This window comes from Streptomyces sp. NPDC005262, from assembly GCF_042872425.1.
GTDB lineage: Bacteria > Actinomycetota > Actinomycetes > Streptomycetales > Streptomycetaceae > Streptomyces.
Genome location: NZ_JBIAKK010000018.1, coordinates 60,429 through 73,232, shown reverse-complemented (window position 1 = coordinate 73,232; position 12,804 = coordinate 60,429). Strand labels below are relative to the sequence as shown.

The following is a 12,804-nucleotide window of genomic DNA, read 5'->3' as shown; positions in this document are numbered from 1 at the left end:
AGGCATCATCGCGTGCGCTGTGCCGGAGGTGGCCCTGAAGGTGACCTGTGCAACAGCACCAGCCCATTCTTGACCCGATCGTCCATATGTGTTTTGCTGATCGTGAGACCGAGGCACATATGCCCCGGTATGTGATCCCCGCATCGCTGGATCCGGCAAGCGCCGGCCGGGCTGTAGGCAGTCCCACGCGAATGACCTCGTGTTCATGACCACACGTGCGGTCGTCGCCGACGCGCCAGAGCCCTACCAGGACCGACTCACAGCCCACGGAAATCGCGAAGTTGCCGCCTGGCGCCTCCGCTCCGCTCCGCACCCACGAGCAGCCCCTACCCCCCACCCTCCAAGGAAGCCACCTTGCGCGCCGCCACCGACATTCGCCGCTCCCGCTCCCGCCATCTCGCGCGCACCAACTGGCTGCGATCGCTCAACTCCTTCTCCTTCGGCGCTCGCTCCGAGAGCGACAACTCCCACTTCGGCTGCTGATCGTGTCGAACGAGGACACCGTCAAGCCGGGCACCTGCGTGTAGCCGGCCCCCATTTTCCGGCGCGCGAAATCGCACCGGATTTGCTCAGCATCGAGCGATGGCAGAAGTTCCGCCCCTCACATTTCGAACGCCTACCAGTGCGGCCTGGGGAGTCGGAAATGCAACCGCGATGAGGAATGCCCGGTGTCGGACCTCCCCGCCTGGTTCCTCCTGCTACCCACGATGCCTGCGGGGCGGGCCTCGCTCAGACCCCGACAGCGACCACGTGAGCGTCACTCAGGGACTCAAGTTTTCACCGTCAGGTGATCAGATATGCCGTCGCACGCCAAAAGTGCACCGGCGGTAACACCATCCAGAACCGTAACCAAAAAGGGAGTACCACTATGAGTAACATCCACGCAATGGTCGCGAACGTCGAGGTGGATAACCTTGAGGACGCGATCCCTCTGTACCAGGAATTGACCGGAGAGACGGAAGTCCGCCGATTTCCGTACCGTGATCTGGAGCTGGCACTCGTAGGGCCCTTCCTGCTCTACTCCGGGCCGCTCGAGAAATACGTCTCACAGAACGGGACCGTCATCGTCGGCTCCCTGGCCCCCGTTCTCGAAGCCCTCGGCAAGGCGGGCGCCGAGATCCTCGAAGCGCCCAACGAAGTTCCCAACGGCACCAGGATCGTCGCCCGCCACCCGGACGGCTCCGTCTTCGAGTACATGCAGCTTCGCGCCTGACCCCTCCGCACCCGGCACCACTGCGGTGCTCTGAGGCCGGGGCCGGCCTCAGAGCACCGGCCGTGACCGTCATCGGACTTCCAACGGCAGCCGTCCTGAGCCGCAGGGTCACCAGCGGCCGGCTGCGGCAGACCCGCATGGCCGTCTGGTTCGTGGGCGCGCCGGTGCTGCTCGCTCCGGGCGGCTGGCTGATCTTTCGTCGGGCCGTGTCGCTGATCAGGCGGTGTGGTTGCGGGACGTCAGCCGAGTCGGCTCACCTGCGCCGAGGCGGTCAGTGTTCCCGCGCCCTCGCCACGCTGAAACCGATCGAGGCGACGAGCAGGGCCTGAACCACGGCGATCAGGGCGGCCGGCGTCCAGAGCCACCCGGGATTGGCGGGCGGCGGGCCGGCATTGACGCCGTATCTGCCCCGGGGGTCGACGGTAACGGTGATGTGGTCACCGACCGCGAGGTCGCCTGCGCCGATGGCGCCGAGCGGGTGGTGGGAGGCGTCCGTCAGGATCGCTTCCGTTCCGGCGTCGAACGGGCTGGCGCTGCCCTCCAGAGCCGTTACGACCGCCCGGACGGATCGGCCGGCGCTCGTGCAACACCTGGTCCTGTAGGGCGATCCACCCCACGAACATCGTCACAGCGACGCAGATGGCCAGGGCGATCTCCCGTTCCTTCGCGCTCTCCTCCGTGTTCTCCGTCCGAAAGTCGTACAGGACGAACGCCAGCCGAGCAGACCCCCCGCCAGCACCAACCCGACGAAGCCCATGACGAGCGTGTTCCGCCATCCGACGGGCGTCAGCGACGCACCGTAGACGAGGCCGGACGCAATTGCCGTCAGCGCCGCGCTCGCCGGCACCGCGAGTGCCGCCCACGAAAACCGCGCGACCCATCTCCGCCCGGTAGTGTTCACCGGATCCTCCCCAAGTCCGTTCCGGCGTGATGCCCACCCTTGGTGTGATGATCGACCCGCGGAAGCCGCACGCATCCTTGGCCCGGGGCGCTCCGCATGGGGTTTACCTGTCGTCGGCGTCCCGATCACGTGGCGGCCGCAGGCCGAGCCTCTCCAGTAGCTGCAACTGCTCCGAAAGGTCGGTGCGGTACTCGGCGATCACAGGGGCGGGCGGCTTCTCGGCGAGCAGACGGGCCACCCCGTCGAGGAGTACCTGGGGGCGGTGAACCCCTGCCTTCGGTGCGACCACCCGACGAGCGGGCAGCCCGGTCAGATCCTTAACGCGGCACGCAGAGCGGCGATCAGGGCCGCACTGAGCGCAGCGGGAATGTCGGAGACCTCGGCGATGTCCACGCGATGAGCACCAGTCAGCACGTCGGAGCAGTCATCAAGACAGAACCACAGCACGTGGCCTCCAGCATCGGTGAGCCTGCGAACCACCCCGGCGCCGCCGCGCCGCTCAACGCCCTCCCAGTGACCGTCGGAGACGACGACCAGGAGAGCCGGGCACCGGTGTGGGTTGCCAGTCCCAGGGCCCCGTCGAGTGAGTTGGCGGCCTCGGTGAAGCGGTGGCGGCCGTCGTTGGCATCGAACTCTGTGACTGGAGCGGGCGCCTGGCTCGGGCTGACGATGGGAGTGACGGCCGAGCCGAACGCGACCGTGGCTGCCGTACCCGCCACCTCACGCGTGCCATGGGCGAACGTCCACGCGGTCGAGGCGATCATCCCTGTGTACGACGACGCCGCCCTCGTACGCCCCGAGGCGCTGCACCAGCCGCTGTTCGCGCAGCGCGCCGGCGAGCTTGTAGCACCCCGGCACGGTGCCTTCGGTGGGCGGCCGGAGGCCGAGATTGGACGGGGCGTCGATGACGACGATGCGGCGCATCCGGCCATTCTGGCGCGCGGGACGGCGCGGGCCACCTCGTTTCGCTGTCCGCGGAAGCGGTCGAGCGCCTTCCTGATGCGGGGCCGTGACGGGAGGTTCCCCGACCTGATTTCGCCGCCCACTCAACGGTGCAGGCGTCGGGTTCGTCATGGACGGCATCGAGACGCCGGCAACGAACTCCGCCTTGGAAGGGTGGGTACAGATCTGCCGGCGTGGATTTCCGGACCGCACCTGATCTGGAACCGATGTCATCTCGTGAAGGCCCTGAGGGAGTTCGATCAGTTCCGCAACTCCCATCGGCCGGATCAGGGCATCCGTAACGCCCGCCTGGTGCGCCCGTTGCCCGCGCCGCTCACCGATCCGGGGTAGATCACCTGCTCCAGACTACGAAGGCGGGAGCGGATCGGCGGCACCGACATGTGGCATGCATCATACTTTGACATAAGGTGTGTCTAAATTCAATCTCCGCCAATCAGATCAAATATGGACGAGGAGTCGATTGTCCGATGGCGAAGCTACTTTTCGTGATGACCGGCGCGGCGTACTGGACGCTCAAGGATGGGACCAGGCACGCGACGGGTTACTGGGCCGAGGAGTTCGCGGCCCCCTACAAGGCGCTCACAGAAGCCGGCCACCAGGTCGTGGTTGCAACCCCCCACGGGGTCGTCCCGACCGTGGACATGATGAGCCTGCGCCCGGACATGGCCGGCAGCGCTCAGATCGCTCTCGATCTGGAGGCGGTCATCCGCTCCGCAGAGGTGATGCGGCGGCCGATCAACTTGTCGGACGCCCGCCTGGAAGACTACGACGCCCTCTACTTCCCGGGTGGCCACGGCCCGATGGAGGACCTGTGCGTCGACGCGGACGCCGGACGGTTGCTGACGGAGGCGCTCGCCTCCGGCAAGCCCCTCGCCATTGTGTGCCACGCCCCGGCCGCGATGTTGGCGACCAGGATTCAGGGCGTATCGCCGTTCGCCGGCTACCGGATCACGGCGTTCACCAATGAGGAAGAGAACGCGGTCGGGCTCGGCCCGAAGGCCCGCTGGTTGTTGGAGGACGAGCTCGTCGACCTGGGAGTCGAGTTCGCCAAGGGTGAGATGTGGAAGCCGTATACGGTGGTTGACCGCAATCTGTTCACCGGACAGAACCCCGCCTCGGCAGCCGTCCTGGCCGAACGGCTGCTCAAGGCCCTTTGAGAGGTGTCGCCGCGGTTTGGGCACCGACAGGGGGCCTGCCCGCGACGAGGCCCTGGCTGGCCGTTGCTGTCCAGCAGGGCACAGGGGTCGCCGTCGAGGATTCTTGGAGGCTTTCAGCGGTTCGGATGAGCCGTGTCGCGGAGCAGGGCGGCCGCGTCGGTTGCCTGGGTCGCGACCTGGGCGGCTGCGCGAGCGGCCCGGCCGGTCATCCGCCACGCGAGCATGCGCAGGGCGGTGGCCGGGGCTGGGGGAAAGACGCCGAGTTGGCCGAGCATGGTGATGTCGTCGCGCACTGCTTCGTGCCTGATCACCTTGCCGTCACGGATGTCGAGGACGTGTATCTGCTCGAAATCGATTCTGCGTCCGGTGGGAGGGATGGCCTGATCGAAGACTTCGTCCTTGAAGCGTACGAACGGCCCGGTGTGCCGTCCTTGCATGCGCAGCCGCACCCAGATCTGGTCGTCGGTGCGGGCGACGCCGAGGATGGGAAACCGTAGGTCGCTGAACGCCGACCGCATCCACGCGCCCGAGGCCAGAACGCCTGCGGGACCGGGGATCGCGCAGGCCGGGGGCGAAACGGCCGCTTCGCGGTTGTGGAAGTCCTCGCCCACCACGTCGGCGGTCAGAACCGGATCCCCTGTCTCGAGTATCCGGAAGAGCCCGTGGGCCAGTTCTGCGGTGTCCATTCCCATGACGTGCATCGCCTTCGTTCGCTGTGTGATCCGTCGGTTCTACGGGCCGGGCTGGCCCGTCGCGAGGCCAAACCGGCTTAGCGAGAAGCCCCGTCATTTATGGCGGGGAGGAGTCACGATCTTGGCAGGCCGCGCCTGTCACTTTCCGAGGGTGCGGCCGACCTGGCGGCCCGTCACGGATCCGGCTTCGAGCGACTGCGCCGAAGTGCCCGCCGGAGGCCCAGGTTGATTGATCCCCGTTACGGGGCCGGCCGGGCCGGTGGTCCGGATGCTGCGTCAGAAGTGGTCGACGTCGATGACGGCTTGAGCGAAGGCTGTGGGCGCCTCCTGCGGCACGTTGTGGCCGATGCCCTTCAGCGTGCGGTGGTCGTATTTGCCCGTGAACCTGTCCCGGTACGAAGAACCGTCCCCCGGTGCGGTGAAGGGGTCGTGCTCGGCGTCGAGGGTTACGGCGGGCACCCCGATGACCGGCCGTGCGGCGAGTTGCTTCTCAAGACGGTCGTAACGGCGCTCGCCGTCGGCGAGGCTCAGCCGCCAGCGGTAGTTGTGAATCACGATGTCGGCATAGTCGGGGTTCTCGAAGGCTGCAGCCGTCCGCTCGAACGTGGCGTCGCCGAATCCCCAGGTCGGGGAGACGGTGTCCCAGACGAGCCTTGTCAGGTCGTGCCGTTTCGTCTTGTCCTCCATGGCGAGGCGACCCCGCTCCGTGGCGAAGTAGTACTGGTACCACCAGGCGTATTCGGCCTTGGGTGGCAGGGGCTGCTTGTTGGCCTCGAGGTTCGTGATGAGGTAACCGCTCACGGAAACCAGCGCCTTGACCCGCTCGGGCCAGAGCGCCGCGATGATGTCGGCGGTGCGCGATCCCCAGTCGAAGCCGGCGAGAACGGCCTTCTCGATCTTGAGGGCGTCCATCAGGGCGATGATGTCGAGGGCGATCGCCGACTGTTGGGCGTTGCGGAACGTCCGGGAGGAAAGGAAGCGCGTCGTGCCGTGGCCGCGGAGGTAGGGGACGATGACCCGGTAACCCTCTGTCGCCAGCAGGGGGGCGACGTCGACGAAGCTGTGGATGTCGTAGGGCCAGCCGTGCAGGCAGATGACCACAGGACCATGTGCGGGCCCCAGTTCGGCGTAACCGATGTCCAGCAGGCCGGCTTTGATCTGCCTCGGCGTGGCGAAAGAGGTGTGCGTGCCGGGGGTGCCCGGGGGTGTGATCGGTGCCTTGGTTCCGTTCTGCGTGGCGGCTGAGGCGGTCGACAGGCCCTGCAGGCCGCCCAGGGAAGCGGCGGCCGCGCCCGTGCCCAGGCCCAGAGCCTTGCTGAAAGTGCGCCTGTTGATCACGTGAAATCCTCCGTGTATTTCGATGCGCTGACCTGCGCGTCGCATGCCTGAGTCGGTCAACCGTCTGCGATTGCCGTGGTGTGCATGCGTGTTGACTGTTGCACGCGAGATCGTCACCCGTCAAACAGGTGACGAAATTTTCTTGCGACAGCCGCGCTGCTTGAGCCGGTCACTCTCCCGCCGAGACCGCTGGGCCTCGGCGTGCCTTTCCGATCCGGAGCCTCGTGAGCTCTTGAGGTGGTCAAGTTGGTGGGTTGCGGCAATCCGTCGAGCAGGCGAAGCGGACTCCTGCAGCGGGCTGCGGTCGGGGGAGTGCGCAGGTCCGGCCGATGCCGGTGCCGCCGGTGGCCTGGGCCGTTGGGTCGCGCGCCTCTCCCGGCCTGCCGCCTTGTTCGGGGTGGCGGTTTTCCGGATGGTTGGGGGCGAATGGCGCCGTCAGGCGGCCGTTGCGGCGGGCCGCGTGGGCGGCGACCCCGCGGCGTACACCCGGCTGGTGCGGGCCGGCTTCATTGCAGACTTCGAAGTACCGGCCGGTCACCCCCTCGGTCAGCGGGGAGGCGGCGAGCGGAACCGAGGTCGCGGCGCCCTGCTCGATGTTCTTCCAGGACACGTCGGTGCTGGTGGCGTCGAACGAGGCCGGGCTGTTGGTGATGTCCCCGATGTGATCCCGACAGGCGCGACCGGTCCGCGGACGAGCGCACCGTGGCCACATTGCGTGTTCCGGTGAGATCTTCGCTCTGACCTCATGTCGCGCTTTCATGAGTCGAGCGTGCGCCACCACCAGGAACGAGGCCGCGAACGACTTCCTTGCTGTTGGGAGGCGCGGCCTCACATCGGACAGGGCCCGAGTACATGGGGAGCTGCGCCGCCACGTCGGTCCCGAAAGGGGCGGGTCCTGCACCCGGAAACGGTCGCCTCCGCGGGCAACGTCGACAACGAGGTGGTGATCGCGCCACCGCCCGCCCCGCTTCGGCGTCCCGTCCGGCGACAACGGTCGATCCGCGCCCGCTGCGCGTCAGTCAACGGCACACCGGCCGCACGCCCGGGATCGCCACCTCATGGCGGTCGCTCGATATGTGCTCTGATCCCCTCACATCTGGACATGATCGACAGTGCTGCCCCAACCCGACCATAGGGTTTGGGTCATGAATTCCTCCTCGTCCGCCAGCCCTTTGTCGCCTGCGGCAAACAGAACGACGCGTCCGGTACTCGGCCCAAGCTGGTTCGCGGCCGTCATGGGCACCGGCATCGTCGCGAACGCGGCGGTCACCCTGCCCCGAAGCTTCTACGGACTGCGGACTGCGGCCACGGTGGTCTGGCTGGCCGCCGTGCTCATGCTGATGCTGCTGGGCGTCCGCTACCTCAGGCAGCGGACACTGCGCGTACACGCGGCTGATCCGATGGTGGCCCAGTTCTTCGGCGCACCGCCGATGGCGCTGCTCACCGTGGGTGCCGGGGCGCTGCTGCTCGGCCGAAGGGTGATCGGGCTCGAAGCCGCGCTGGCTGTGGACCGGGTTCTCTGGTCGCTCGGCACCGTGCTCGGTCTTGTCACTGCCTGCACGGTTCCCTATCTGATGGTCACCCGCCACCGCTTCGCGCCGGACGCGGCGTTCGGCGGCTGGTTGATGCCGGTGGTGCCGCCCATGGTCTCCGCGGCGACAGGTGCGCTGCTCGTCCCGTACACGCCCGCCGGGCAACTACGGCTCGCCCTGCTACTGGCCTGCTACGCGATGCTCGGGCTCGGCCTCGTGGCCGCGCTGCTGGTGCTGGCCATGATCTACAGCCGCCTGGTGCACCACGACGCACCCACCGGAACGGTGGTGCCCACGGTGTGGATCGGCCTGGGGGCGTTGGGCCAGTCGGTGACGGCGCTCGGCGCGCTGGCCGTGGTGGCGCCGAGCGCGCTGCCCGCGCCCTACGCGCGGGGCACCGCGGTCTTCGCACTGCTGGGAGGAATCGTGGTGTGGGGCTTCGCCATGCTGTGGATGGCGCTCGCCATAGGGCTGACTGCGCGGACAATCCGTGCCGGGCTGCCCTTCGCGCCCACTTGGTGGTCATTCATCTTCCCGGTCGGCGCCTGCGTGACTGCCACCGGCACCCTTGCTGCGCGGACCGGCTCGGATCCGTTGATCTGGGCGGCCGGCGTGCTCTATGCGCTGCTCGTCATCGCCTGGATGGTGGTGGCCGGCCACTCCCTTCGCCACGCCGCCAAGCATGTGCGCCGCCGGCCCGTTGCCGGCCACGCGCGCCGCCGGCCCGTCGAGCCGGACCTGCCGCTTGACGTGGCGCCCGTACTCAGTGGCACCGTCCGCACCGCCACCGACGGCCGCCCGATCTCCGAGGCCCGCGTCACCCTCCTCGACCCGGTGGGCGACGTCGTCGGTATCACGCTCACCGCTGAGGACGGCTCTTACGCCTTCACCGATCTCGAAGCCGACCGCTACACCGTCGTGGCTGCGGGGTACCCGGCTCAAGCGGCGCCCCTCACGCTCGGTGCCACCGGCCGGGGAGCCTTCGATCTGACGCTGGCACACGGCGAGGGATGAACAACTCCTGTCACTGAGAGGGCCCGCTCCGCGTGGGGAGTGGGCCCCGTCGTGGCTTTCGGGCGAGCACCGGCGCACTGGCTTTGGCGAGGTCGTCCGCCCCGGCATCTGCCGTTCACCGACTCGAGTGCGCACCGTTGCGCGACGTGGTCAAGACCATCGTCGAGCGCAGCCGCGGAGCTGCTCAGCAACACGAGGCTCCACAGCCACCAGTACGCCGTCGATGCCGGCGCTGCCCACGTGTCCGTATGACCACGCAGCCATCGGCCGAGGGTCGTGCCACGTTCCAGCAGCCGTATGTGGCGTCACATCAGCTGCTGATCCCGCCCGTTGCGCAACCTGGCGAGCCGGGCCATTTGCTCACCCATGCCGCGTGTCCCGGTCAGCGGAGCACGGGCATGCGGCCAGATGGTGCGGACGAGGCTGACATGTCGTGCGCCACCGAGCGCCACAACGGGGTCGAGGCGCACGATGTCGCGCAGAGTCGCCTGCTGCAGGAGGACTTGGTCCGTTACGGCGTCGGCAGCGCCATGGGGGGTGTCGTACGGGTCGATGACGTCGTCGAGGTCGAGCAGGCCATGGCGTGCAGAGAGGATGAGCAGCCGGTCAGACTGCAGTGCGTCGGCCGTCTTACGGCACGCACGGTGATAGGAGCCGACGTACATGTCTGCCGCTCGTGCGCGTCGGCCCAGTTTTCTGCTGCCGCACGGGATGACGACGAGTTCCGGTTCGAAGCAGTCGAGATAGCCGTTCGCTGTCATGTCTGTCGTCCTGTCTGTTCGCGTGTGACGTGAGGTGTACCAGCGCTGTACTTGGAGGTCGCGACTGATGACTGAGAACCGGGCTCCGCACCGCAGCGATGTCGGGCCGTGTGGACTGCAATTCCTCGGATCAGGACGCGCGGCGTTCGGTAATCAGGCCTGGTCGTGCGGTGGCAGCATTCCACGCGGGGGCGCGCTTGCTGCAGCAATGTCCTGATGTGAATCCGTTATGGCATTCCTGCATATCTCTCCCGGCTTCCTTGATGCCATACCGTCGGTGGTCCGACAGGGTCGGATGGGTTCGCCTCCACGACGGATGTCGCTGGAAGTTAACTCCGCGGGCACGATGAGTGATGACCGGGCAGTCCGGGCGTGTCCACCATCGGTAGTTCTGAATGAGGAAAGAAGGCGATCCACACAGTGGCGTCGCAATCACGCTTCGGCATCAACGAATGGCTCGTGGACGAACAGTACGAGCGATACCTGCACGATCCCGGTTCGGTCGACCAGACATGGAGGGAGTTCTTCGCATCCGCGGTCCCCGTGATCGGTCGGCAGGCGCGCAACGGCGCGACGACCACGCATGACAGTCCGGACGAGGCGGCGATCAAAGCGGTCCGCGTCGCGGCGCTGATCGATGCGTATCGAGTCCGCGGACACTTGGTGGCCGATACCGACCCGCTCACGACAGGGCGGGTGGTCGCACATCCGGAGCTCGACATCATGGCATTCGAGCTCCGGGACGATGACCTGCAAAGAGAGTTTGTCGTCGACGGGTTTGCCGGGCAGTCCACCATGACTCTTCGCAGCGTGCTGAATTCCCTGCAGGAATACTACTGCCGTACCGTCGGCACCGAGTACATGCACATCCAAAGCTCCCAGGAACGTCGCTGGGTCCAGCAGCGGATCGAGTCGCCTCAGCCCCGGCCGGATGTCGCCGAACAATTGCAGATTCTCTACCGGTTGGGCGCGGCGGAGGCATTCGAGACGTTTCTGCAGACCAAGTATGTGGGCCACAAGCGGTATTCGCTCGAAGGCGGTGAGTCGGCGATCGTGCTGCTCGACGCCCTACTGCTCCGCTCCATCAGGCAAGGGGTGAGGGAAGCTGTCATCGGCATGGCTCACCGAGGCCGGCTCAATGTTCTGGCCAACACCATCGGCAAGTCCTACGCAGAGATCTTCCGTGAGTTCGAGGACGCAGTCGACCTTCGGTCGGTCCAGGGATCCGGCGACGTGAAGTACCACCTCGGTGCGGAAGGGACCTACCGCGCCCTGGACGGCGGCAACATCGCCGTGTCCGTGGTGGCGAACCCGTCGCATCTGGAGGTCGTGGGGCCGGTGGCCCAGGGGGTGGTGCGCGCCAAGCAGGAGCTGGCCGCAGAAGGTGGCGAAGCCTTCCCCGTATTGCCGATCGCCATCCATGGCGATGCGGCATTCGCCGGTCAGGGCGTGGTCTCCGAGACGCTGAACATGTCACAGCTGCCCGGCTACCGTACCGGCGGGACGGTGCACATCGTCATCAACAACCAGGTCGGCTTCACGACCTCGCCCGCCAGCGGCCGTTCGAGCACATACGCCACCGACGTGGCGAGGTCGGTCGAGGCCCCGATCTTCCACGTCAACGGGGACGACCCCGAGGCCGTCGTCCGGGTCGCGCGCCTGGCCTTCGACTATCGTCAGACGTTCCACAAGGACGTCGTCATCGATCTGATCTGCTACCGACGCCACGGGCACAGCGAGGTCGATGACCCATCCATCACTCAGCCGGCGATGTACGACCGCATCGACGTCAGGGCCTCGGTGCGCAAGTTGTACGCCGAGGCGCTGGTCCGCCGAGGAGACATCGGTGAGCGGCAGGTGGAAGGCGCGTTGCGGGACTATCAGGGACACCTGGAACGCGCCTTCACCGAGACCCGGGCGCTCTCGGTGCCCCGCTCCCCGAAGCCTGTGAACCCCGTGGAGACTCAGAATGCAGCCGCCCCCCAGGTGGCGACCGCGATCACGGAGGCGACCGCCCGGCACGTCATGGCTTCCCAGACCGATATGCCGGGAGGGTTCACCGTGCACGCGCGCGTACTTCCGCAGCTCCAGAGGCGTACCACGATGCTGGATGCGGGAACGATCGACTGGGCCACCGCAGAAACACTGTCCATCGGGTCCCTGCTGCTGGACGGAGTTCCGGTGCGGCTGGCCGGGCAGGATTCCCGCCGCGGCACGTTCGGCCAACGTCACGCTGTGCTCATCGACCGGCGCACCGGCGTGGAGCACACGCCGCTGAGCTCCCTCGGCTCGGGGACCGCGACCTTTGCACCCTACGACTCGATGCTGTCCGAGATGGCGGCGCTGGCCTTCGAGTACGGCTACTCACTGGGGCGGCCCGACGCTCTGGTGCTCTGGGAGGCCCAGTTCGGCGATTTCGCCAACGGGGCCCAGACAGTCATCGACGAGTACATCTCCTCGTCCGAACAGAAATGGGGTCAGCGCTCCGGTGTGACGCTGCTGCTGCCGCACGGCTTGGAAGGGCAGGGGCCCGACCACTCCTCCGGCCGGATCGAGCGGTTCCTCCAACTCTGCGCGCAGGGGAACATGACCGTCGCCATGCCCTCCCTCCCGGGCAACTACTTCCATCTGCTCAGGCAACAGGCGCTCGGCGAGCACAGAAGGCCGTTGGTCGTCTTCACTCCGAAGTCGATGCTGCGGTCGAAGGCAGCCATCTCCAGTCTGACGGAGCTCACCACGGGCGCGTTCCGTCCGGTCATACCGGACGAGACGGTGGACACCGCCCGGATCAGGCGTGTGCTGGTGTGCTCGGGCAAGGTCTTCCACGACCTGGACGCATATCGGCGAAGCGCTGACCTGTGGGACACGGCGATTGTCCGCCTGGAGCGTCTTTACCCGTTCCCGGAGGAGGAGCTCAGCGTGGAACTCGCCCGGTTCCCCGCCGAGGCCGAGGTGCGATGGGTGCAGGAGGAGCCGGAGAACCAAGGAGCATGGTCCTTCGTGGGGCCCTACGTGCACCGGCTGGCGAGTCGTCCAGTCGAATGCGTCAGCCGACCGCAGGCGACCGCCCCCGCCGTGGGGTCTGCCCGGCGACATGCCGGAGAACAGAAGGACCTCGTGATGTCAGCCTTCCACTGACGCTGCCGCGTACAGCGGCGCTCAAGACGGGCCCCACGCGCTACGGCCCGCGGCCCTTTGCGCCGGACACCCCTCGGACCGGGTCCGCGGGGTGT

General features: G+C 67.3%; 10 protein-coding genes and 1 pseudogene. 6 read left to right on the top strand and 5 right to left on the bottom strand.

Annotated elements, in window-relative coordinates:
* Positions 1 to 354: 354 nt before the first annotated feature.
* The gene (locus ACFYP5_RS32130; protein WP_389042410.1) at positions 355 to 483 is read left to right on the top strand and encodes a hypothetical protein; all 129 of its coding nucleotides are present in this window, start codon (positions 355 to 357) and stop codon (positions 481 to 483) included.
* A gap of 385 nt (positions 484 to 868) precedes the next feature.
* A complete protein-coding gene (locus tag ACFYP5_RS32125) occupies positions 869 to 1,213 on the top strand; it encodes a hypothetical protein (protein ID WP_328891554.1) in 345 nt (114 codons plus the stop codon).
* A gap of 1,004 nt (positions 1,214 to 2,217) precedes the next feature.
* On the opposite strand, the gene ACFYP5_RS32120 is transcribed toward ACFYP5_RS32125, so the two are convergent.
* Both ACFYP5_RS32120 and ACFYP5_RS32115 read right to left on the bottom strand, forming a co-directional pair.
* A complete protein-coding gene (locus ACFYP5_RS32120; RefSeq protein WP_389042408.1) occupies positions 2,218 to 2,403 on the bottom strand; it encodes a hypothetical protein in 186 nt (61 codons plus the stop codon).
* 482 nt (positions 2,404 to 2,885) lie between these two features.
* Positions 2,886 to 3,038 (bottom strand): annotated as a pseudogene (locus ACFYP5_RS32115) (arginase family protein); the annotation flags it as partial.
* A 506-nt stretch (positions 3,039 to 3,544) separates the two neighbouring features.
* Between ACFYP5_RS32115 and ACFYP5_RS32110 the strand changes: the two are divergent.
* Complete coding sequence (locus ACFYP5_RS32110; RefSeq protein WP_389042406.1) at positions 3,545 to 4,234, top strand: type 1 glutamine amidotransferase domain-containing protein; 690 nt, start codon at positions 3,545 to 3,547, stop codon at positions 4,232 to 4,234.
* 113 nt (positions 4,235 to 4,347) lie between these two features.
* Here ACFYP5_RS32110 and ACFYP5_RS32105 read toward each other — a convergent pair whose 3' ends face one another.
* Both ACFYP5_RS32105 and ACFYP5_RS32100 read right to left on the bottom strand, forming a co-directional pair.
* Positions 4,348 to 4,926: an ester cyclase gene (locus ACFYP5_RS32105; protein ID WP_389042404.1), complete on the bottom strand. Its 579-nt coding sequence runs from the start codon at positions 4,924 to 4,926 to the stop codon at positions 4,348 to 4,350.
* Between the two features lie 276 nt (positions 4,927 to 5,202).
* On the bottom strand, positions 5,203 to 6,264 hold the full coding sequence (locus ACFYP5_RS32100; protein ID WP_389042402.1) for an alpha/beta fold hydrolase: 1,062 nt from the start codon (positions 6,262 to 6,264) through the stop codon (positions 5,203 to 5,205).
* A gap of 509 nt (positions 6,265 to 6,773) precedes the next feature.
* Here ACFYP5_RS32100 and ACFYP5_RS32095 point away from each other — a divergent pair.
* Positions 6,774 to 6,929, top strand: a complete 156-nt coding sequence (locus ACFYP5_RS32095; protein WP_389042401.1) for a hypothetical protein — start codon at positions 6,774 to 6,776, stop codon at positions 6,927 to 6,929.
* Between the two features lie 570 nt (positions 6,930 to 7,499).
* Positions 7,500 to 8,810 (top strand): carboxypeptidase regulatory-like domain-containing protein, encoded by a 1,311-nt coding sequence (locus tag ACFYP5_RS32090; RefSeq protein ID WP_389042399.1) that lies wholly within the window; start codon positions 7,500 to 7,502, stop codon positions 8,808 to 8,810.
* Positions 8,811 to 9,115: 305 nt separating this feature from the next.
* Here ACFYP5_RS32090 and ACFYP5_RS32085 read toward each other — a convergent pair whose 3' ends face one another.
* Complete coding sequence (locus ACFYP5_RS32085; RefSeq protein WP_389042398.1) at positions 9,116 to 9,571, bottom strand: DUF6884 domain-containing protein; 456 nt, start codon at positions 9,569 to 9,571, stop codon at positions 9,116 to 9,118.
* Positions 9,572 to 9,991: 420 nt separating this feature from the next.
* Here ACFYP5_RS32085 and ACFYP5_RS32080 point away from each other — a divergent pair, with 420 nt between their 5' ends.
* On the top strand, positions 9,992 to 12,709 hold the full coding sequence (locus ACFYP5_RS32080; RefSeq protein ID WP_389042396.1) for a multifunctional oxoglutarate decarboxylase/oxoglutarate dehydrogenase thiamine pyrophosphate-binding subunit/dihydrolipoyllysine-residue succinyltransferase subunit: 2,718 nt from the start codon (positions 9,992 to 9,994) through the stop codon (positions 12,707 to 12,709).
* Positions 12,710 to 12,804 lie beyond the last annotated feature (95 nt).

Coding starts and splice junctions, on each gene's coding strand:
- ACFYP5_RS32125 (WP_328891554.1), top strand. CDS start 869: ATGAGTAACATCCACGCAATGGTCGCGAACGTCGAGGTGGATAACCTT.
- ACFYP5_RS32110 (WP_389042406.1), top strand. CDS start 3,545: ATGGCGAAGCTACTTTTCGTGATGACCGGCGCGGCGTACTGGACGCTC.
- ACFYP5_RS32105 (WP_389042404.1), bottom strand. CDS start 4,926: ATGGGAATGGACACCGCAGAACTGGCCCACGGGCTCTTCCGGATACTC.
- ACFYP5_RS32090 (WP_389042399.1), top strand. CDS start 7,500: ATGGGCACCGGCATCGTCGCGAACGCGGCGGTCACCCTGCCCCGAAGC.
- ACFYP5_RS32085 (WP_389042398.1), bottom strand. CDS start 9,571: ATGACAGCGAACGGCTATCTCGACTGCTTCGAACCGGAACTCGTCGTC.